This is a genomic window from Caballeronia glebae (assembly GCF_001545035.1).
GTDB lineage: Bacteria > Pseudomonadota > Gammaproteobacteria > Burkholderiales > Burkholderiaceae > Caballeronia > Caballeronia glebae.
On the sequence record NZ_FCOJ02000014.1, the window covers coordinates 116,527 to 136,600 of the forward strand.

The 20,074-nt window shown below is 65.8% G+C and carries 16 protein-coding genes; 8 read left to right on the top strand and 8 right to left on the bottom strand.

What is annotated here, in order from left to right; translation table 11 throughout:
- Positions 1-95: 95 nt before the first annotated feature.
- The gene (locus AWB82_RS12500; protein WP_086967447.1) at positions 96-1,412 is read right to left on the bottom strand and encodes a replication-associated recombination protein A; all 1,317 of its coding nucleotides are present in this window, start codon (positions 1,410-1,412) and stop codon (positions 96-98) included.
- Between the two features lie 178 nt (positions 1,413-1,590).
- Between AWB82_RS12500 and cytX the strand changes: the two genes are divergently transcribed.
- Positions 1,591-2,919 carry a putative hydroxymethylpyrimidine transporter CytX gene (cytX, locus tag AWB82_RS12505; RefSeq protein WP_086967448.1) on the top strand — a complete coding sequence of 443 codons (1,329 nt, stop codon included), beginning with the start codon at positions 1,591-1,593 and terminating at the stop codon, positions 2,917-2,919.
- Positions 2,920-2,994: 75 nt separating this feature from the next.
- Here the strand turns inward: cytX and speB are convergent, their stop codons facing one another.
- Complete coding sequence (gene speB / locus AWB82_RS12510; RefSeq protein ID WP_086967449.1) at positions 2,995-4,011, bottom strand: agmatinase; 1,017 nt, start codon at positions 4,009-4,011, stop codon at positions 2,995-2,997.
- Between the two features lie 115 nt (positions 4,012-4,126).
- On the opposite strand from speB, the gene AWB82_RS12515 reads away from it, so the two are divergent.
- Positions 4,127-5,047, top strand: a complete 921-nt coding sequence (locus tag AWB82_RS12515) for a LysR family transcriptional regulator (RefSeq protein WP_086967450.1) — start codon at positions 4,127-4,129, stop codon at positions 5,045-5,047.
- A gap of 30 nt (positions 5,048-5,077) precedes the next feature.
- Here the strand turns inward: AWB82_RS12515 and lolA are convergent, their stop codons facing one another.
- Both lolA and AWB82_RS12525 read right to left on the bottom strand, forming a co-directional pair.
- On the bottom strand, positions 5,078-5,758 hold the full coding sequence (gene lolA / locus AWB82_RS12520) for an outer membrane lipoprotein chaperone LolA (RefSeq protein WP_086967469.1): 681 nt from the start codon (positions 5,756-5,758) through the stop codon (positions 5,078-5,080).
- Between the two features lie 44 nt (positions 5,759-5,802).
- A complete protein-coding gene (locus AWB82_RS12525) occupies positions 5,803-8,118 on the bottom strand; it encodes a DNA translocase FtsK (RefSeq protein WP_086967451.1) in 2,316 nt (771 codons plus the stop codon).
- 352 nt (positions 8,119-8,470) lie between these two features.
- Between AWB82_RS12525 and trxB the strand changes: the two genes are divergently transcribed.
- The 5 genes from trxB (at position 8,471) to AWB82_RS12550 (ending at position 12,329) form a co-directional block, all read left to right on the top strand.
- Entirely contained in the window at positions 8,471-9,466 is a 996-nt protein-coding gene (gene trxB, locus AWB82_RS12530) for a thioredoxin-disulfide reductase (RefSeq protein ID WP_086967452.1), read from the top strand.
- Positions 9,467-9,721: 255 nt separating this feature from the next.
- Positions 9,722-10,561: a Smr/MutS family protein gene (locus tag AWB82_RS12535; RefSeq protein WP_086967470.1), complete on the top strand. Its 840-nt coding sequence runs from the start codon at positions 9,722-9,724 to the stop codon at positions 10,559-10,561.
- Positions 10,562-10,583: 22 nt separating this feature from the next.
- Positions 10,584-11,171, top strand: a complete 588-nt coding sequence (locus AWB82_RS12540) for a trimeric intracellular cation channel family protein (protein WP_200818093.1) — start codon at positions 10,584-10,586, stop codon at positions 11,169-11,171.
- 126 nt (positions 11,172-11,297) lie between these two features.
- Positions 11,298-11,951 (top strand): protein-L-isoaspartate O-methyltransferase family protein, encoded by a 654-nt coding sequence (locus AWB82_RS12545; protein WP_086967454.1) that lies wholly within the window; start codon positions 11,298-11,300, stop codon positions 11,949-11,951.
- Between the two features lie 54 nt (positions 11,952-12,005).
- Positions 12,006-12,329, top strand: a complete 324-nt coding sequence (locus AWB82_RS12550) for a rhodanese-like domain-containing protein (protein ID WP_035505448.1) — start codon at positions 12,006-12,008, stop codon at positions 12,327-12,329.
- 48 nt (positions 12,330-12,377) lie between these two features.
- On the opposite strand, the gene AWB82_RS12555 is transcribed toward AWB82_RS12550, so the two are convergent.
- The 4 genes from AWB82_RS12555 to hemC all read right to left on the bottom strand — a co-directional run bounded on the left by AWB82_RS12555 (position 12,378) and on the right by hemC (position 18,477).
- Positions 12,378-13,955: a GDSL-type esterase/lipase family protein gene (locus AWB82_RS12555; protein ID WP_086967471.1), complete on the bottom strand. Its 1,578-nt coding sequence runs from the start codon at positions 13,953-13,955 to the stop codon at positions 12,378-12,380.
- 222 nt (positions 13,956-14,177) lie between these two features.
- Complete coding sequence (locus AWB82_RS12560; protein WP_200818094.1) at positions 14,178-15,371, bottom strand: heme biosynthesis protein HemY; 1,194 nt, start codon at positions 15,369-15,371, stop codon at positions 14,178-14,180.
- Positions 15,371-17,470 (bottom strand): fused uroporphyrinogen-III synthase HemD/membrane protein HemX, encoded by a 2,100-nt coding sequence (gene hemDX / locus AWB82_RS12565; RefSeq protein WP_086967456.1) that lies wholly within the window; start codon positions 17,468-17,470, stop codon positions 15,371-15,373. Before hemDX ends, AWB82_RS12560 begins: the two co-directional genes overlap by 1 nt.
- Positions 17,470-18,477 carry a hydroxymethylbilane synthase gene (gene hemC, locus AWB82_RS12570; protein WP_086967457.1) on the bottom strand — a complete coding sequence of 336 codons (1,008 nt, stop codon included), beginning with the start codon at positions 18,475-18,477 and terminating at the stop codon, positions 17,470-17,472. The genes hemDX and hemC overlap by 1 nt, the downstream gene beginning before the upstream one ends.
- A gap of 334 nt (positions 18,478-18,811) precedes the next feature.
- Between hemC and AWB82_RS12575 the strand changes: the two genes are divergently transcribed.
- Positions 18,812-20,074: phosphoenolpyruvate carboxylase (locus tag AWB82_RS12575; protein ID WP_143756708.1), on the top strand; the 1,263-nt coding region annotated here is incomplete at its 3' end.

Genomic DNA, 20,074 nt, shown 5'->3' on the forward strand with positions numbered 1-20,074 from the left:
CGATTTTAGCGCACGGTCATCGCGCGCCGGGCGGGATCGGCGTTTGTGCCGCGTGAAACGCGATTCGCCCGGGCGCGAAACGAACATCGGCGAATTCATCGCTTCTTCTCGTCGCGATGCTCGCGCCGCCACGCTTCATCGAGTTCGGCGAGGCGCGCGAGTTTCTCGCCGATCTTGCCTTCGAGCCCGCGCGGCGTCGGCTGATACCAGGACGGGTCGCGCATGCCGTCGGGTAGATAGGTTTCGCCGGCGGCGTAAGCGTCGGGCTCGTCGTGCGCGTAGCGATATTCGTGGCCGTAGCCCAGTTCTTTCATCAGCTTGGTCGGCGCGTTGCGCAGATGCACCGGCACGCCGCGCGACTGGTCGCGGCCGACGAAGCGCCGCGCCTCGTTATACGCGTTGTATCCCGCGTTCGATTTCGGCGCGACGGCCAGATAGATGAGCGCCTGGGCGAGCGCCAGTTCGCCTTCCGGCGAGCCGAGCCGCTCGTAGGTTTCGGCGGCATCGAGCGCGATGCGCGCGCCGCGAGGATCGGCCAGACCGATATCCTCCCACGCCATGCGCACGAAGCGCCGCGCCATGTAGCGCGGGTCCGCGCCGCCGTCGAGCATGCGGCAGAACCAGTAAAGCGCCGCGTCCGGATTGCTGCCGCGCACCGATTTGTGCAGCGCGCTGATCTGGTCGTAGAACGCGTCGCCGCCCTTGTCGAAGCGGCGCAGATTTTCCGCCAGCGCGCTGCCGAGCAGCGCGCCGTCGACTTCCGTCTGTTTTTTCTGCGCCGCCGCGCGCGCGACGATCTCCAGATTGTTCAGCAGCTTGCGGCCGTCGCCGTCGGCCGAGCCGATCAGCGCGTCGCGGGCTTCGTCGGTGAACGTAAGGCCGCCGAGCTCCTTCGTCGCGCGTTCGAGCAGCTCCTTCAGTTCGTCGGCGTCGAGACTTTTCAGCACGTACACCGCCGCGCGCGACAATAACGCGCTGTTCACCTCGAACGACGGATTCTCCGTCGTCGCGCCGACAAACACGAACAAACCGGATTCGACGTGCGGCAAGAACGCATCCTGCTGGCTCTTGTTGAAGCGATGCACCTCGTCCACGAACACGAGCGTCTGATGCCCGTTCGCGCGATGAATCTGCGCCATTTCCACCGCCTCGCGGATATCCTTGACGCCGGACAGCACGGCCGAGAGCGAGATGAACTGCGCGTGGAACGCGTCGGCCATGAGGCGCGCGAGCGTGGTCTTGCCGACGCCGGGCGGACCCCAGAGAATCATCGAATGCGCCTCGCCCGATTCGAACGCGACGCGCAGCGGTTTGCTCGGCCCGAGCAGATGCTTCTGGCCGATCACGTCGTCGACGGTGCGGGGGCGCAGGCGCTCCGCGAGCGGAACGGTGCCACGGTTTTCTTCGAACATGTGCTGTGCGATGCGGGTTGACGCAGTTGGGTGGATCGCGGCGATAATCTCGCGCTTCGAGAAGGCGCGGCGTGACCGCAGAATCGGGTCATTATGACAGCCTGAGAGCGGCGAGCTTCGCGTGAAGCGGGCCACGCGCTTTTCTGACACCGCTTCGACAATATAAGGACGCAATCCGATGGCGCAAGAGCCCACCACGAACGCCGCGGCGCACGGCGAAACTTCGACCTACGCGCCGCTCACGCCCGTGCCGCCCGAGCGGCGCGCATTCGGCACGCGCGACGCCTTCGCGCTGTGGTTCTCGCTCGGCATCGGTCTCTTGGTCGCGCAGGCGGGCGCGCTGCTGGTGCCGGGATTGTCGCTGCCGCATGCGCTGGCGGCGATCCTCATCGGCTCGGTGATAGGCGTGCTGCTGCTCGCGCTCGCGGGCGTCGTCGGTGCGGACACGGGGCTCGCGGCGATGTCGTCGCTGCGGCCGACGCTCGGCGTGCGCGGCGCGTCGGTGCCGGCGGTGCTCAACGCGATCCAGCTCGTCGGCTGGGGCTCGTTCGAGATCATCGTGATGCGCGATTCCGCCGACGCGCTCGCGAAGCAGTCCTTCCATCTTTCGATGCCGCTCGTCTGGACGCTCATCTTCGGCGCGCTCGCGACGCTGCTCGCCGTGAGCGGCCCGCTCTCCTTCGTGCGGCGCTTTCTGCGGACCTGGGGAATATGGCTCCTGCTCGGCGGCGCGGGCTGGCTCACGTGGAATCTGCTCGCCAAGCACGATCTCGCCACGTTGATGGCGCGCCCCGGCACCGGCGAGATGGCGTTTGGCGCGGGCATCGATCTCGTCGTCGCGATGCCGCTGTCGTGGCTGCCGCTGATCGCCGATTACACGCGTTTCGGCAAGAACGCGGGCGGCGCGTTCCGCGGCACGCTCTTCGGCTACGGCATCGCGAATCTGTGGTTCTATGCGCTCGGCGCGATCTACGGGCTCGCGGCGGGCGGCGGCGATGCGCTCCTCACGACCGCGCTCGCGCAGGCGGGCGGCGGCCTTGCGCTCTTCCTCATCCTGATCGATGAAATCGACAACGCCTTCGCCGACATCCATTCCGCCGCCGTTTCGACCGGCACGTTCTGGGCGCGCGCCGGCGTGCCGATGCTCTCGTGCGCGTTCGGCGCGCTATGCACGCTCGTCGCGCTCGCCGTCGAAATGGGCAAGTATCAGAACTTCCTGCTGCTGATCGGCTCGGTGTTCGCGCCGCTCTTCGGCGTCGTGCTGGCGGATCACTTCATCGTGCGCAAGCGCCGCATCGAAGCCGCCGTGCTCGCCGATGTCAACGGACGCTACGGCTTTTCCGGCGGATGGCACGTGAGCGCGTTCATCGCGTGGAGCATTGGAATCGCGGCGTATCACGCGATCAATCAATGGCTGCCGAATCTCGGCGCGACGCTGCCCGCGCTCGCGCTCGGCGCGGTGTGTTATCTGTTGCTCGTGGCGGGCGGACGACGCGCTTACGCGTAACGCCCGCATGAGAAAAGCCGCCGGATTCGACCGATCCGGCGGCTTTTTCACATCGACGCGTCCACGTTCACTTCGTCATTTCGCCGCGCGATACTCCACGCCCGGCAGCACGCACAGCAACTCGAATGCGAGGTTTGCGGCGAGCAGCGCGGTCGTGCCGAACGGATCGTAGGGCGGCGCGACTTCCACCAGATCAGCGCCGACAATGTTCAGCCCGCGCGCGCCGCGCACGATCTCCAGCGCCTGCGGCACGGTCAGCCCGGCGATTTCCGGCGTGCCGGTGCCGGGCGCGAACGCGGGATCGATGCCGTCGATATCGAACGTGATGTACACCGGGCCGTCGCCCATCTGCGCGCGCACTTCGTTCATCAAGGGCGCGAGCGACTTGTTCCAGCACTCTTCCGTCTGCACGACGCGAAAACCCTGCTCGCGGCACCAGTCGAAATCGCCCGCTTCGTAACCCGTGCCGCGCAGGCCGATCTGCACGACGCGCGAACAATCGAGCAAGCCCTCTTCAACCGCGCGGCGAAACGGCGTGCCGTGCGCGATCTTCTCGCCGAACATCGTGTCGTTGACGTCCGCGTGGGCGTCGATATGAATCAGCCCGACCTTGCCGTGCTTCGCGTGAATCGCCCGCAGGATCGGCAGCGCGATCGTGTGATCGCCGCCGAGCGTGAGCGGCTTGCAGTCGTGCTTCAGGATCTCGCGGTACGCGCGCTCGATACGGTCGATCGAATCTAGCAGGTTGTACGGATTGATCGCGACATCGCCGATATCCGCGACGCGCAGCGAATCGAACGGCGCGGCGCGCGTCGCCATGTTGTACGGGCGCAGCAGCACGGACTCGCTGCGCACCTGGCGCGGGCCGAAGCGCGCGCCGGTCCGATTCGACGTGCCGAGATCGAACGGCACGCCGACGAAGCACGCATCCAGCCCTTCGGCCGACTGGACGTGCGGCAGGCGCATCATCGTCGTGATGCCGCCGCAACGCGGCATCTGATTGCCCGAAAGCGGCTGCGGGCGCTCGGCGCGCTGTTCGAGAAAGTGCGAATCGAAGTGTTCGGCGGGAGCGAAAAGCGAGGATGTATTCATGGCGTCCGATGGCTGTACGTGTTCAATCCCGCAATTAATAGCCGCTTTCCGGCGAAGATGAAATGGCGACGAATTTAACTTAACATCGATATTTATCGATGTATCGCTGGCGGCCATGTTCACTCATCTTTCCGATCTCGATCTGCGGCTCATCCGCGTGTTTCTCGCGATCGCCGATGCGGGCGGCGTGTCGTCCGCGCAGGCGACGCTCAACGTCGGGCAATCGACCATCAGCACGCAACTCGCGACGCTGGAAACGCGGCTCGGCTACCGCCTTTGCGAGCGCGGCCGCGGCGGTTTCGCGCTGACTTCGCGCGGCGAGCAGTTCGTCGAGGCGTGCCGCACGCTGCTCGCGGCCGTCGATACCTTCGACTCGACCGCGCGCAATGTCGGCCGGAAGCTCGTCGGCACGCTCACGCTCGGGATGATCGGCAATACGCCCGTCAGCGCGAACGCGCGCGTCAGTCAGGCGATCGCGCGTTTCCGGCAGCGCGACGAATCGGTGCGGTTCGCGGTGCTCGTGCGCTCGCCGGGCGAACTCGAAGAGATGCTGCTGGCCGAGCGCATCCAGATGGCGATCGGGTACTTCTGGCATCGCGTGCCGTCGCTCGAATACACCGAAATTTTCGCGGAGGATCAGCTCGCGTATTGCGCACGCGAGCATCCGTTGTTCGCGCGGGCGGGACGCGTCGGCGTTGCGCAGGCATTCGAGCACGACTGGGCCTGGCGCAGTTACCCGCTGCCCGAAGCCGGCGAACTCACGCCGCGCAACATCGGCGCGGTCGCCGACAACATGGAAGCTGTCGCGATGCTCGTGTTGTCGGGCCGCCATCTCGGCTATCTGCCCGAGCATTTCGCCGCGCCCTACGTGAAGGAGGGCTTGCTCGCGCCGCTGAATCCGCGAGCAATGCGCTATCGCGTCGCGTTCCAGATGGTCACGCGCGCGGCGCGTGCGAGCGGCGCGAGCGACGCAAAGCGCGAGATCGTGGAAGCGTTTCTGGAGGACATGGCCGCGGCGCACGCGGCCTTCGATTGAAAAGGGCGCGTTCGTCGCGCCCTTCGCGGATCAACCGTTGATCACATCCGCGCCTTTGGGCACGGTGAACTTGAAGGTATCGCGCTTGATCGGCGGGTTCTTCGTGATATTCGAGAACGTCAGCAGCGTCACGTTGCCGAAGACGTCGTGCAACTCCATCGCCTGCAGATTGCCGTCCTTGAAGCCGATGCCGACCGTTTCGAACTGCGTGTCCTTCGCTTTCGGCGTGAGTTCGAGCCAGTCGATGCCGCCCTTCTCGCCCGCATCGCGCAGATTGAAGTTCTTTTCCAGATCGTTGCTGCCGAAGAGAATCGCCGCCGGACTCGCACCGAGCGAGCCGCCGAGGGCGCGGACCGTGACCTGATTCAGATCCTTGTCGTAGACGTAGAGCTTGTCGCCGTCGGCCTGCAAAATCTGCGAATACGGCTTCTCATACGACCAGATGAACTTGCCCGGCCGCGCGAACATGAACGTGCCGCTGGAGGTTGCGCCCTTGGTCGGCACCTGCGTCGAGGTCGCGCCGTTGTTCGCCTTGCCGGGCGCCTTGATTTCCTGCTGCATGAAGTCGCCGCGCGCCGCGTGGACCTGCGACACGAACGCCTTCAACTGCTCCGTGCCGCTCGCGAATGCGTGCGATGCGAACAGCATCGACGCCGAAAACATCGCCGCGCCGATCGCCTTGATCGCCGTGCGCCCCGTGTATTGCTTCATTGTTTTGTTCTCCGTGTAATGCCCGCCGCGCGCGATGAGACGCGTCATTCCGCGTCGCGCGCCGGCGTCAGGATTTCGCGGTTGCCGTTCGACGACATGGTCGAGACGAGTCCCGAGTTCTCCATCTGTTCGAGCAAACGCGCCGCGCGGTTGTAGCCGATGCGCAAATGCCGCTGCACGAGCGAAATCGACGCGCGCCGGTTCTTGATGACGACCTCGACCGCCTGGTCGTACAGGGGATCGGACTCGCCATCGGCGCCAGCGGTTCCGCCCGCGCCCGCCGAGCCTTCGTCGCCATCGCCCGCGAGACCGCCTTCCAGAATGCCTTCGATATAGTTCGGCTCGCCCTGCTCCTTCAGCTTGTCGACCACGCGATGCACTTCCTCGTCGGACACGAACGCGCCGTGTACGCGCACCGGCAGACCCGAACCCGGCGGCAGATAGAGCATGTCGCCCATGCCGAGCAGCGACTCCGCGCCCATTTGATCCAGAATCGTGCGCGAATCGATCTTCGACGACACCTGGAACGCCATGCGCGTCGGCACGTTCGCCTTGATGAGGCCGGTGATCACATCGACCGAAGGACGCTGGGTCGCGAGAATCAGGTGGATGCCCGCCGCGCGCGCCTTCTGCGCGATCCGCGCGATCAGCTCTTCGACCTTCTTGCCGACGACCATCATCAGGTCGGCGAGTTCGTCGATCACGACGACGATGTGCGGCAGGCGCGTGAGCGGCTCGGGCTCGTCGGGCGTGAGGCTGAACGGATTCGGAATCTTTTCGTCGCGCTTTTTCGCTTCGTCGATCTTGGTGTTGAAGCTCGCGAGATTGCGCACGCCCATCTTGCTCAGCAGCTTGTAGCGGCGCTCCATTTCGGCGACCGCCCAGGTGAGCGCGTGGCCAGCCTGCCGCATGTCGGTGACGACCGGGCACAACAGGTGGGGAATGCCTTCGTAGACGCTCATTTCGAGCATCTTCGGATCGATGAGGATGAGGCGCACCTGTTCCGCGCTCGCCTTGTAGAGCAGCGAGAGGATCATCGCGTTGATGCCGACCGACTTGCCCGAACCCGTGGTACCGGCGACGAGCAAATGCGGCATCTTCGCGAGATCGGCGCAGACCGGATTGCCGCCGATGTCCTTGCCGAGGCCCATCGTGAGCGGCGACGCGCCGTTCGCATAGACCTCGGAGCCGAGAATCTCGGAGAGCTTGACTGTTTGACGGCGCTGGTTCGGCAATTCGAGCGCCATGAAGTTCTTGCCGGGAATGGTCTCGACGACGCGAATCGACACGAGCGACAGCGAGCGCGCGAGATCCTTCGCGAGACCGACGATCTGGCTGCCCTTCACGCCCGTCGCCGGCTCGATTTCGTAGCGCGTGACGACCGGTCCCGGATACGCGGCGACCACGCTCACATCGACGCCGAAATCCTTCAGCTTCTTCTCGATGAGACGCGACGTGTATTCGAGCGTATCGGCGGCGATGGTTTCCTGCGTCTTCGGCGGCGGATCGAGAAGCGCCAGCGGCGGCAAGGTGGAATCGCCCGGAAGGTCCTTGAAGAGCGGCACCTGCTTTTCCTTCTCGGCGCGTTCGGAGCGCGCGGGCGTGGGCGCGGCGGGCACGATCATCACCGGCTCGTGATCCTCGCTCTTTTCGCGCGAGCGCACGACCTTGCCTTCGCGCTTCGATGCCGCCGCTTCGCCGAGCTTGCGGTCGCGTCCGGCTTCGTGGCGCAGTTGCGCGCCGGTGATCGCGTCGAGAATGCCGTCACCGACCTTCTCGCACACGGAAAGCCACGAGAAGCGGAAATAGAGCGAAAGGCCGATCGCGAGCGCGATCAGCAGGAACAGCGTCGCGCCGGTGAAGCCGAGCGCATGCGAAACCTGACGCGCGACCACGTCGCCGACGACGCCGCCCGGCGCGCGCGGCAACTGCACCTTGAGCGACCACATGCGCAGCGCCTCGATGCCGTCGCTCGCGAGCAGCACGAGCACGAAGGCGAATGCTTCGGCAAGCCAGGTGCGGTCCTTCGGCGCGTCTTTATCGACGACTGGGGGTTGCGTGATACGTCTGTAATTCGCGACGATACGCCGCGCGAGCAGCACGATCAGCCAATAGGAAGACAGCCCGAAGACGAGCAGCAGGATGTCGGACGTGTACGCGCCGACGCGCCCCGCCCAGTTCGAGATGTGATCGACGCTCACCGCGTGGGTCCAGCTCGGGTCCTTGCGGCTGTACGAGATGAGCGCCATGACGAGGAACAGTCCGAGTGCGACCTGGAGAATCCAGCGAATCTCGGTGAAGAGCCGCGACATGCGGTGCGGCAATGCCTGCGGGCTCGCGGAATAAGTAGCTTTGGCCATTGATTCGGTGTCGCTTTGTGTCGCTTTTTGCGGCTCGCGCCGGTGCGCAAGAGCGGCATGGAACAGCGGCCTATTGTAAACGCTGCATTGCGGTGGAAGGCGCAAAAACGGGCGCGTTCTTGCAACCTTTAACACTCGTGACGCACTCGTCATGACGCGATATCGGCCCGGCGCGGCTATCAATCCGATTGAAAGGTTCATTCGGAAGGCTTTTCCAGCGGCCTTTATAATCCCCTTTTTGCACCTAAATACGGTTCATCGGAAGCGCCGGGCGTCGGGATTGCTGCGTTGCAGGCAATCGGCCGGAGTCATGAGGCGCGCATTCCGGGACCATCGATAACGGACCATCGTCATGTCTTCGCCCAAACACGCCAAAGTGCTGATTCTCGGTTCCGGCCCCGCCGGCTACTCCGCCGCCGTCTATGCCGCGCGCGCGAACCTGTCGCCGCTGCTCATCACCGGCCTCGCGCAAGGCGGCCAGCTGATGACCACCACGGACGTCGAGAACTGGCCGGCGGACCCGTCGGGCGTGCAGGGCCCCGAACTGATGCAGCGTTTCGAGGAACACGCGCGCCGCTTCAACACCGAGATCGTGTTCGATCACATCCACACCGCGAAGCTCAACGAGCGCCCTTTCCGTCTGATCGGCGATTCGGGCGAGTACACCTGCGACTCGCTCGTCATTGCGACGGGCGCATCGGCGCAATATCTCGGCGTGCCTTCCGAAGAAGCGTTCATGGGCAAGGGCGTGTCGGCCTGCGCGACCTGCGACGGCTTTTTCTATCGCAACGGTGAAGTCGCCGTGATCGGCGGCGGCAATACGGCCGTCGAGGAAGCGATCTATCTCGCGGGCATCGCGAAGAAGGTCACGGTCGTGCATCGCCGCGACAAGTTCCGCGCCGAGCCGATTCTCATCGACCGCCTGCTCGCGAAGGAAAAGGAAGGCATCGTCGATATCAAGTGGAATCACGTGCTCGACGAAGTCACCGGCGACGCGACGGGCGTCACGGGCCTGCGCATCAAGGACACGCAGTCGGGCACGACGAGCGACATCGCGCTGCAAGGCGTGTTCGTCGCGATCGGGCACAAGCCGAACACCGATCTCTTCGTCAACCAGCTCGAAATGAAGAACGGCTACATCATCACGAAGGGCGGCACGAGCGGCGACGCAACCGCGACGAGCATCGCCGGCGTGTTCGCGGCGGGCGACGTGCAGGATCACGTCTATCGGCAGGCGATCACGAGCGCGGGCACGGGCTGCATGGCCGCGCTCGATGCGCAGCGTTATCTCGAAACCATCGACGAGACGCCGACGCCGCATTCGATGAGTCACGAAGCGGATCGCTGATCGCTGATCGCTGATCGAGCGTCCGGCCGGGCGCGGGAAGGCGCGGCGAGCCGATAGAATGGAGTTCGCCCGCGTCTGATGCGCTTCGTGTCGCCGCGCAAGAACGACGGGCCACGGTTCATGCCGCCGGCCCGTTTTCGTTTCGGCGCGCGCGGGCTGTGGTTCCACGCGACGGCGTCCGGCACGCGGCGCGCGTGGCACAATCGGCGCGCCACGCGTCGAGTCCGATCTCCGACCCATTCCGCTGGCCGAACGATGCCGAAGAATCTCCCTCATCCGAACGAACCGAAAGTCCGTCGCAAGGAAGCGCCGCGCCCGAGCGCGCCCGTAGAAACCAGACCGGTCGATGCGCGCGATGTCGCCGCCGCCGTGAAACGCGAAGGTCTGTCGGGTCTGTCGTCGCTGAAGCGCGCGCTGAAGGCCGATGTCGAGAAGCGCGAGGTTCAGCGCGTCACGGCGGCGCGCGCCGAGCGCGAAGCCGTCGCGGATGCCGATGAGTTTCGTCGCGCGATCGGCGAAATCGCGCCGCTTAAAACGCCGCCGCGCACGACCGTCACGCGCGTGCCGCCGCCGCCCGTGCCGCTGCAAAGCCTTCGCGACGAAGAGGCCGTGCTGCACGAAGCGCTCTCCGACGAATACGATCCCGAAAGCCTGCTCGACATCGACGAGACGCTGTCCTTTTGCCGCCCCGGCATCAGCCAGGAAGTCGTCAGGAAGCTGCGGCGCGGCGCATGGGTCGTGCAGGCGCAGCTCGATCTGCACGGCATGCGCCGCGAAGAAGCGCGCGAGGCGCTCGCGGAATTCATCCGCGAAGCAGTGAAACGCGGACTGCGTTGCCTGCGCGTAATTCACGGGAAAGGACTCGGCTCTATCGGAAAGGAACCGGTGCTCAAGGGCAAGGTGCGCGCGTGGCTCGTGCAGAAGTCCGAGGTGATCGCGTTCTGTCATGCGCGGCCGCACGACGGCGGCGCGGGCGCGGTGCTCGTGCTGTTGCAGCCGGGCGGCGCGGGGCGCCATCACAATCATCCGCAGGACAAGTCGCAAGACCGGAGCCTCGGCAAGATCCGCGATCCGGGGCCGGACAGTGCATCCTAGACTCAGCCTCGCCATCACCATCATGGAGGCGCTCGCGATTTTCGCGTACGCCTTCTCCGGGCTCATCGAGGCGCGCAAGCGCCGGCTCGACGCGGTCGGCGCCTTTCTCGTCGCGCTCGTGACCGCGTTCGGCGGCGGCACGGTGCGCGACGTGCTGCTCTCGCGCCGCCCTTTCTACTGGGTCGAGCATCAGGACTACGTGCTTTTGATCTTCGCCATGGCGATCTTCGCGCCGATTTTCCTGCGCGTCACGTCACGGCTCTTCGATCAGCGCGCGCTCCTCATCACCGATGCGATCGGGCTCGGGCTCTTCAGCGTGTCGGGCACCTCGATCGCGCTCGACGCGCAGATGCCCGCCTTCACCGCAACGATGATGGGCGTCATCACCGGCGTGTTCGGCGGCGTTCTGCGCGACGTGCTCTGCAACGAAATTCCGCTGATCCTGCGCGACTCACGCCCTTACGCGGTCTGCGCGTTCGCCGGCTGCTGGATCTACCTGGGGCTCGATCGGCTCGACGTCGACACGATCTACAACGTGCTCATCTCGACGGCGTTCATCCTGATCGCGCGGCTCATCACCTTCAAGTTCGATATCCGCCTGCCGCATTAGACGCATCGACGCGCCCGTGTGCGAATCAGGCGGGAAAACCCCTCCATTTGCTACAATCGCGTAGTTTTCTAGCCCCGCATCCGGCCGCGGTGCAGCCCGCTCCGGTCGCCATCACGCACACAGAATATGAATATCGAGCAAGCGCGTTTCAACATGATCGAGCAGCAGATTCGTCCGTGGGAAGTGCTGGACCAGGACGTGTTGAACCTGCTCGCAATCGTCAGGCGCGAGAACTTCGTTCCCGCCGCGTACCGCAACATCGCTTTTGCGGACCTCGACATTCCGCTGCCCGGCGGCGAGCGCATGCTTTCGCCCAAGGTCGAAGCGCGCATCCTGCAGGAACTCGCGGTTCACAAGGGCGAAACCGTGCTGGAAATCGGCGCTGGCTCCGGCTACATGGCGGCGCTGCTCGCGCATCGTGGCCGCAGCGTGACGACGGTCGAAATCTCGCCGGAACTCGCCGGTTTCGCGAAGCAGAACCTCGCGGCGAACGGCGTGACGAACGTCGAAGTGATCACCGGCGACGGCGCGCTCGGCTGGAATCAGGGCGCGCCTTACGACGTGATCTGCGTCTCGGGCGGGCTGCCGGTCATGCCGCAGGAATTTCTGGAGCAACTGAAGATCGGCGGGCGCATCGCGGCGTTCGTCGGCGCGGCGCCGGTCATGAAGGCGCAGATCATCACGCGCGTGGACGAAAAGCAGTTCCGCGTGTCCGACGTGTTCGAAACGCTCGTCGCGCCGCTGAAGAACGCGGTGCATCCGTCCCAGTTCAAGTTCTAAGCTGAAAGCGCGAAGCCGGCCGTGTCCGGCATCGCGCGTCCTGCCGGAATATCCATGCAAAACCTCACCGCACCCGAACTCGCCGCGTGGCTCGCGGATGCCTCGCGCCCCGCTCCCGTTCTGCTCGACGTGCGCGAGCCCTGGGAAATCCAGACGGCGAAGATGGACAACATCGTGACGATCCCGATGCGCGACATCCCCGCGCGCAGCGAAGAACTCGACGACGAAGCGCAGATCGTCTGCATCTGCCATCACGGCGCGCGCAGCGCACAGGTCGCGATGTTCCTGGAATCGCGCGGCTTCACGAAGACCTTCAATCTGTACGGCGGCATCGACGCATGGTCGCGTCAGGTCGATCCCTCGGTTCCAACGTACTAATCGCAATCTCGCTTCGCGCCGCGTTTCGCACGCGGCGCGAAAACGCGCTCATCCCTGGCTCGACCACAGCGCCGTGCCGCGCGCCGAAAAAATAACCAGATATCCGTTCGACAGGATGTCCGCAAACGCGCCCGGATTGCCCGATGTGTGCGTCTGCCAGACCATTGCGCCGTTGTTGTCGTACATCGCCAGATTGCCGTCCTCCTGCATGCGCACTTCCACGCCCGGCGTGCCGCTCACATGCGATGACCAGATCGTCGCGCCGTTCATCACGGCGACGAGATAGCCGTCGCTTCGCAGGCTCAACTGGACGTTTCCACCGCACGCCGCGACCGATTGTCCCTCCGCGAGGCCCTCGCCCATCGCGATCCGCCCGCACGCCGTCGGCGCGTTGATCGGCGGCAGCGCCGCGAACCAGCCCAGATCGACGGCATTGGCGATCGCCTGCATGCCGGTATCGTCCGGATGCAGGTCGTCGCCGCTGTTGTAGGCGCGCACGAACGCGGTGGAATCGTCCGTGCCCACGGGGTTGCCCAGCGCCGCGGCCTGATCGAGCACGGCGTCGCAGCCGCTGGCCTTGCTGCGCAGGTACGCATTCACCGTCTGGCGCGTGTTCTCGATCTCGGGCGTCCATTCGTCCAGGCCTTGAAAAGGCGTGAGCGTCGAGCAGATCAGCCCCACTTTCGCCGCGGCCGTCTGCTGGACGAGTTGCTGATACGCGCCGATGAGTTGCTGCGCGCTCGGCGGATTGCCGCTGATGAGATTGTTCACCGCGTCGTCGGAGACGATCACCCACTTCACGTTGGGCTGCCCGAGCACGTCACGGGCGAAGCGCGTGAGCCCGGCCTGGCCCGAGCCGTTCGTAAAGAAATCGTTTCCGCTGATGCCCTGATTCAGCACGCCGACCGTCATGCCCGAGCGGATGAGCCGTTCCGCGAGCCGGTTCGGCCAGCGCCGGTTCGTGTTGGGCGTGGACGCGACGCCGTCCGTGATCGACGCACCGAACGTGACCACCGCGCCCGTCGCCGCGGCGTTCATCACGTCGACATTGGTGAGGAAATAGTACGACTGCTCGCCCGCCGCGTTCACGACACCGCCCGTGAACGCCGGGTCCGCGCTGACGTCGCCCGGCGCGATCCAGTTGTCCTGCAGGCCCTCGATATGTCCGGTCGATCCCGGCGGCGTCTGCGACGGAATGTGGAAGCTCACGACGATGTCGGTAAGCGCCGGCACCTGAAACGGAATGGCGTCGGTCTGCACCGTGCCGCCGACCGGAATCGTCACATAGGGCTGCCCGTTGAAAGTCGCGGCTTTATCCGTGCCGGCGACCGTGCGCGCCCCGCTCGCACGGCGGGCAATATGCACGTCGCCGAGCGTGATGGGCTTCGTCCCGAAGAGATTGGAGAACGTCAGGCGCGCCGCCGTGCCGCCGATACTCGTATGCACGACGTGGCGAATCGTCTGATTGTTGAAGCCGGGATCGGCCGTGACGTCGGGCGCGGCGGCCCAGGTTCCGGTCCACCGCGCGGAGGTGATGACGCCCTGCGCGAAATAATGCGATGTATCGGGCCAGGACAAAATAACGACGAGCACAAGCCCGATGAACGTGTGTAGCCCTCGTTTCACGCCGCCTCCGTGGTCGATGGGCAGCGGCGCTCCGAACGCGCGCGCACCCATCTTTCGATTCGGTAAAACGTGACTAGACCATCTTGTCCAGACGGCGGCCGTGCGCTGGCGCACAGACAAGGCGAAAACGGCGGTACGGAAAGTGCGCTAAAAAGAAAAGGGCTGCATGAGCATCTTGCTCGGGCAGCCCGTTTCTGAAATCCCGCGAAGGACAGCGGTCGATCAGACGACGTTCATCGCCAGCGCGCTCGCGCGATAATGCTCCGCCGCTTTCGCCGTGTCGCCCAGTTGCTCGTGCAGACGGGCGAGCGCGCGATGTGTGCGGATCTTGAGCGGCTCGTTGTCGGCGAGTTTCAACGCCGATTCGAGGAACGCCTGCGCCTTGCCCCACAACTGCTGATGCAGACACAACCGTCCGAGCGTGAAAAGCAGATCGGCGTCTTCGGTGCGTTCCTTCTGCCACGCTTCCGCGCGCTGGATCAACGGGAACGCGTCGCCGCCGACGATGCAATCCGGATAGCGCCGCAAGAGCCGCGCGTCCCAGTTGTGCGCGAGCGCATCTTCGACGATCTTCTTCGCCTCCGCGCGACGATCGAGCGCGATCAGCAGTTCCGCGGCGAGATCGGCGAGACGCGGCGACTGGCGCTCGGTCGCCGACAGCGATTGCCACAATTCGAGCAACGCGTCCGGATTGTGGCGGCGGTCGCGCAACAAGTTTTCCGCCGCGACCTGACGCAGCCGCACCGCGACCGCCGGATGCAGCGCCTCGCGCTTTTCCAGCATGCGCACGAGCTTCAGCACCTCGCCCCAGTTTTTCAACTGCTGCTGCGCGCGCAGCGCGATCTGTTGCGCGTGGATGCGCCGGCCGCCCTGCGCCTGCATTTCCGTGAGCGCGACGAGCGCGCCGTCGGCGTCGCGGCCGTCGGCGCGCATGTCGGCGGTGGCCATCAGGCGCGCGTCCTGCCAGTCCGCGCCCGACACGTGCGCGAGCCATTCGTCGCGGCGCGCGTATTCGTGCAGACGATGCGCCGCGTTTGCGCCGATGAGCCCGGCCGCGCCCTTATTGTCGGCGACCGACAACGCATCGCGCGCAGCTTTCTCGGCCTTCGAGAAGCGGCCGGCGTACAGATGCCCGATCGCATCGCGCAGCGACGAATTCGCCTTTGCAAGCTTGCTGCGCGCGCGGTAGGCGGCGACGCGCGAGGGCATTTTCCACACGCCGCGCGTCGCACGGATGATCGCGTACAGCACGATGAACAGCACGACCAGCGCGACCGCGAACAGGTTGAGCGACATGTCCACGCGATACGGCGGGATCACGAGCAGAATTTGGCCGCCGTTGAAGCCACCGACCGTCGCGACGATCACCGCGACGGCGAACAGCAGCGCGAGCCAGATGAGTCCACGAATCGTCATCATCCGCCTCGCTTGAACTGATGGACGGCGGCGAGGCTGGCGTTCAGGTTCGGCACGGCGACGGCGAGCGATGCCTGATCGACCTGCTTCACGAGATCGCGCACGGCCTGCACTTTCTTCGACGACGCGTCGAAGTAGCGCCCGAGCGCGGCGTCGGCTGCGTGCAGATCCGACTTGAGCGCCGGCTCGCTGCGCGACAAAAGCGACAGACGCGCGGACAAGAGGCGCAGCTTCACGTTCTCGCGCACGAAGTAGCCCTGATCGGGCGAGGTGAGCATTGCGTCGGCGTTATCGATACGGCGCACCGACACGAGGCTCGACAACTGCTGACCGATGCCGCTCGTGATCTGACGCCACAGCACCTTCCAGCGCGGCTCGCCGGTCGCCGCTGCGATCGACGCGCTGTTGCCCGGCTCGGCCGTCTGCGCGCGGGCGCGGGCGATCGGCGCCTCGCCCGAGAGCGGCAACTGGTCGATCTGGTCGATGGCCGTGTCGAGCTTGATTGCGAGACCGGTGAGATCGGTCGTGGGCGTGGCCTTCAGCTTGTCCATGTCCTGCGCGATGGCCTTGCGGATCGCGACGACCTGCGGACCGTTGGTCGCGGCGAGACGCGTGTCGGCGCTTTGCAGCGCGAAGAGCGCGAGTTGCACGTTGCCGGTCAGTTGCAACTGCTGGCTTGCGCTCGACAGAATCTGCTCGACCTCGGCGACGGTCCAGTCGTCGCGATTGCTCGCGAGATCCTGATATTGCTGCTGCAGCGCCTGGCTGTGCGCTTCGGCGTCGGCGAGCTTGCCCTGCAACTGGATGAGCTGCGTGTTCAGCGCGCCGGTCGCGCTCGCGGCTTGATCGGCTTTCGCGCGCAGATCGGCGTTTTGCTCGTCGGACTGCGCGAGGCGCTGCGACAGTTGCGCGTCGGTGCGGTCGAACTTGCGGTTCAGGAAGAAGGCGCCCGCGCCCGCCGCCACCGCCAGAATGACGACGACGAGCCACAACACCACGATGCCCGCGCCGCCGCGACGCTTCTGCTGCTCAAAAGGCGTGAAGGGCGTGTTCGGCGGCAAGGGCGGTGTCACGTTCGGCTGAGGTGAAGCTTTCTTGGAATCGTTCGAATCAGTCATGCGTGATTGAGCCGTTTGGTGGGCCGGCGCGGTGGCCGGATTGGCGTCCGTCGGCGCGGATGAATGGATCGAGCTCGATGCGCTCGCTTGCGCGTGGGCCTCCGGATCGCGTGATACCGCCGCCTGCGCGAACGCGGCGGCGCTTTCGAGCGGGAACAGCGCTTCCAGCGCGTGCGCGATGCGCTCGTCGCCCGCGCCGGACACCGTAATCCTATCAAAACCCGCTCCGCGCGCGGCCTCGGCGATGCGCGGATGCGGGCAGACGAACGGCGCGCGCTTGAGCAGCACGATTTCGTCGGCGGTGAGATGTTCGTGCGCGAGCTCGTCGAGATTGCGCACGCCTTCGGAACTCGTCAGCAGCCATGCATGCGGTTGTCCGGCGAGCAGTTCGTGGATGTGCTCCCACTTTTGCATCGACGGTTCCGGCAGCACCCGCCGATACGCGGCGGCTTTCTCGACCCGCGCGCCCGCTTGCGCGAGGCGATCGGCGAGCCATTCGCGGCCGCCGTCGCCGCGCACAATCAGCACGCGCTTGCCTTCAAGACCGGTCGTGCCGAACTGCGCTTCGATCGCGGTGAAGAGCGCCTCGGAATCGAAGCGCGGGTCCATTTCTTCCGCCGACGGACTGATCACGCGATGCGACGGCGCATGCACGCCCTGCCGCGCGAGCGCCGAGACCGAGCCCGGACCGACGACCGCAACCGGCAGGTCCGCGGGCCACGGCGCGCCGAGCCGGCTGAACGCATGATCGATCGCATTCGGCGACACGAACACGACGAGCGCGTAACGCCCAGGCGCTTCGGGCGGGAGAAAAAGCTCGTCGAGCGCGGCGCGCAGCGGCGCATCGTCGGCGACGGGCGCGATATCGATGAGCGGGAATTCGAGCGTCTCGAAGCCGGCGCCCGCAAGCAGCGCGAGCAGCGCGGACGACTGTCCGCCAGGACGCGTGACGACGACGGTGGCGCGGCGCTCGCTCGCCATCAGGACTTCGGCCCCGAGGGCGGCGCGTTCGGGCCGTCGGCGCGGCTCGTGGTCGTGAGCCCGGCGACGATCTCCATCGCGCCTTGCGCTTCGAGATCCGACGACACGCGGCGGCCGAGCGCGAGCGCGGCGGCGAGATCGGGCGAACGCACGGACTCTTCCGCGCGCAGCACACGCTCGCCATCGGGCGTCGACACCGCGCCGCGAAGATACAGCGCGCCCTCTCGCCACACGGCATGCGCCGCGAGCGGCACTTCGCAACTGCCGCCGAGCGCGCGCGACACCGCGCGTTCCGCCTCGACCGCGAGCGCGGTTTTTTCGTCATGCAACGGTGCGAGCCACGCGGCGAGATCGGCGCGATCCGCGCGAATTTCGATGCCGAGCGCGCCCTGCCCCGCCGCCGGCAAGCTCTCCGACGGATCGAGCAGCGCACGGATACGCGCTTCCAGACCGAGACGCTTCAGTCCCGCGGCCGCCAGAATGATCGCCGCGTACTCGCCGCGATCGAGTTTGCCGAGGCGCGTATCGAGATTGCCGCGCAACGGACGCACTTCGAGATGAGGAAAGCGCGCGCGGATCATGGCCTCGCGCCGCAGACTCGACGTGCCGACGATGCTGCCCGCCGGCAGCGCGTCGAGCGATGCGTAATGCGGCGACACGAATGCATCGCGCGGATCTTCGCGCTCCATGATGGCGCCGAGCGTGAAGCCTTCGGGCAGTTCCATCGGCACGTCTTTGAGCGAATGCACGGCGAGATCGGCGCGGCCCTCGGCGAGCGCGGCTTCGAGTTCCTTCACGAACAAACCCTTGCCGCCGACCTTCGACAACGTGCGATCCAGAATCTGATCGCCGCGTGTCGTCATTCCGAGGATTTTCACGTCGCAAGATGGATATAATTTGTGCAGCGCACACCGCACGTGCTCGGCCTGCCACATCGCAAGCCGGCTTTCCCGCGAAGCGATGATAATGCTCGCGGGCGGTGTCGTTGAATGCGTCTCGGAATTCATTGATGCTCGATCGAATGACGGGATGGATGAATAGACATTAGCGAACAATGGTAGCACGCACGCCAGGGTCCACCGACACACAGGCAGCGCGCGAGAGCCTTGTCCGAAGCGCCTTTCGGGGCGTCCGCGGTGCGTTCATACCGGCGTGAAAGACGGCCCGAGCCGTATCGCGCACGCGGAACGCTTCGGGCGCGAAGAAGGCGGCGGCATGCTTTCGCCGGTTCGACGCACGGCCGTTCGCGCGGCCTGCGGTTTCCTGCCGATGCGGCGCCCGTCCGGGCCGCCGGATCATGTCGATGCCCCCTGGCTTCGCAGCTTTCGAGAGGAACCCAACGTGACGTCTTCTGGATCGGCTCGCCCGGCGCGCCGCAACGCCGCATTGCCCAAGTCTTCCTCCTCCGACGCGCCCCGCGCGGCGTCGTCGCCCATCGTCACGAAGGCCGCGACGGCCGCGAAGTCATCGAAAGCGGCCATCGCGCCGAAACCGAAGCCCGGCATCAAGGCCGCGGCCAAGCGCGTCGCGACCAAGGCGAAAGCGCCGCGCGGCAACGGCGCGGCCGCCGCGAAGCCCGCGAGCCGCACGCGCGACGACAAAGACCGCCCGCTCTTCGAGGACATTCGCTTTCTCGGCCGGCTGCTCGGCGAAGTGCTGCGCGAGCAGGAAGGCGACGCCGTGTTCGACGTGGTCGAGGCCATTCGTCAGACGGCCGTGAAGTTTCGCCGCGAGGACGATGTCGAAGCGTCCCAGACGCTCGAAAAGAAACTGCGCGCGCTGTCGCCGGAACAGACTGTGTCGGTCGTGCGCGCGTTCAGCTACTTCTCGCATCTCGCGAACATTGCCGAAGACCGCCATCACAATCGCCGCCGCCGCATTCACGCGCTCGCGGGCTCGGGCTCGCAGCCGGGCACCATCGCGTATGCCATCGAGCGCATGCGCGAGCACAAGAACATCAGCGCGACGCGCAAGTTGCTGGAGAAGTTTTTCGGCGATGCGCTGATCGTGCCCGTGCTCACCGCGCATCCGACCGAAGTCTCGCGCAAGAGCATTCTCGACGCGCAGCACGACATCGCGCGTTTGCTCGCCGAACGCGATCAGGAACTGACCACGCGCGAACGTGCGCAGAACGCAGCCGTGCTGCGCGCGCGCGTGACGTCGCTCTGGCAGACGCGCATGTTGCGCGACGCACGTCTGTCCGTCGCCGATGAAATCGACAACGCGCTCTCCTACTATCGCGCGACCTTCCTCGCCGAGATTCCCGCGCTCTACGCCGATATCGAAGGCGCGCTCGCCGAACACGGCCTGCCCGTGCGCCTGCCGCCGTTCTTCCAGATGGGAAGCTGGATCGGCGGCGACCGCGACGGCAATCCGTTCGTCACCGGCGAAACGCTCGAAACCGCGATCACGCGTCAGGCGATCGTAATCTTCGAACACTATCTGGAAGAGACGCACAAGCTCGGCGCGGAATTGTCCGTATCGAACTTGCTCGCCGGTTCGAGCGATGCGTTGAAAGCGCTCGCCGACTCATCGCCGGATCAGTCGCCGCATCGCACGGACGAGCCGTATCGGCGCGCGCTCATCGGCATGTACACCCGGCTC

Coding starts and splice junctions, on each gene's coding strand:
- speB (WP_086967449.1), bottom strand. CDS start 4,011: ATGAATACATCCTCGCTTTTCGCTCCCGCCGAACACTTCGATTCGCAC.
- AWB82_RS12535 (WP_086967470.1), top strand. CDS start 9,722: ATGCCGAAGAATCTCCCTCATCCGAACGAACCGAAAGTCCGTCGCAAG.
- AWB82_RS12545 (WP_086967454.1), top strand. CDS start 11,298: ATGAATATCGAGCAAGCGCGTTTCAACATGATCGAGCAGCAGATTCGT.
- hemC (WP_086967457.1), bottom strand. CDS start 18,477: ATGAATTCCGAGACGCATTCAACGACACCGCCCGCGAGCATTATCATC.
- cytX (WP_086967448.1), top strand. CDS start 1,591: ATGGCGCAAGAGCCCACCACGAACGCCGCGGCGCACGGCGAAACTTCG.
- AWB82_RS12525 (WP_086967451.1), bottom strand. CDS start 8,118: ATGGCCAAAGCTACTTATTCCGCGAGCCCGCAGGCATTGCCGCACCGC.
- AWB82_RS12500 (WP_086967447.1), bottom strand. CDS start 1,412: ATGTTCGAAGAAAACCGTGGCACCGTTCCGCTCGCGGAGCGCCTGCGC.
- lolA (WP_086967469.1), bottom strand. CDS start 5,758: ATGAAGCAATACACGGGGCGCACGGCGATCAAGGCGATCGGCGCGGCG.
- trxB (WP_086967452.1), top strand. CDS start 8,471: ATGTCTTCGCCCAAACACGCCAAAGTGCTGATTCTCGGTTCCGGCCCC.
- hemDX (WP_086967456.1), bottom strand. CDS start 17,470: ATGGCGAGCGAGCGCCGCGCCACCGTCGTCGTCACGCGTCCTGGCGGA.
- AWB82_RS12515 (WP_086967450.1), top strand. CDS start 4,127: ATGTTCACTCATCTTTCCGATCTCGATCTGCGGCTCATCCGCGTGTTT.
- AWB82_RS12560 (WP_200818094.1), bottom strand. CDS start 15,371: ATGACGATTCGTGGACTCATCTGGCTCGCGCTGCTGTTCGCCGTCGCG.
- AWB82_RS12550 (WP_035505448.1), top strand. CDS start 12,006: ATGCAAAACCTCACCGCACCCGAACTCGCCGCGTGGCTCGCGGATGCC.
- AWB82_RS12540 (WP_200818093.1), top strand. CDS start 10,584: ATGGAGGCGCTCGCGATTTTCGCGTACGCCTTCTCCGGGCTCATCGAG.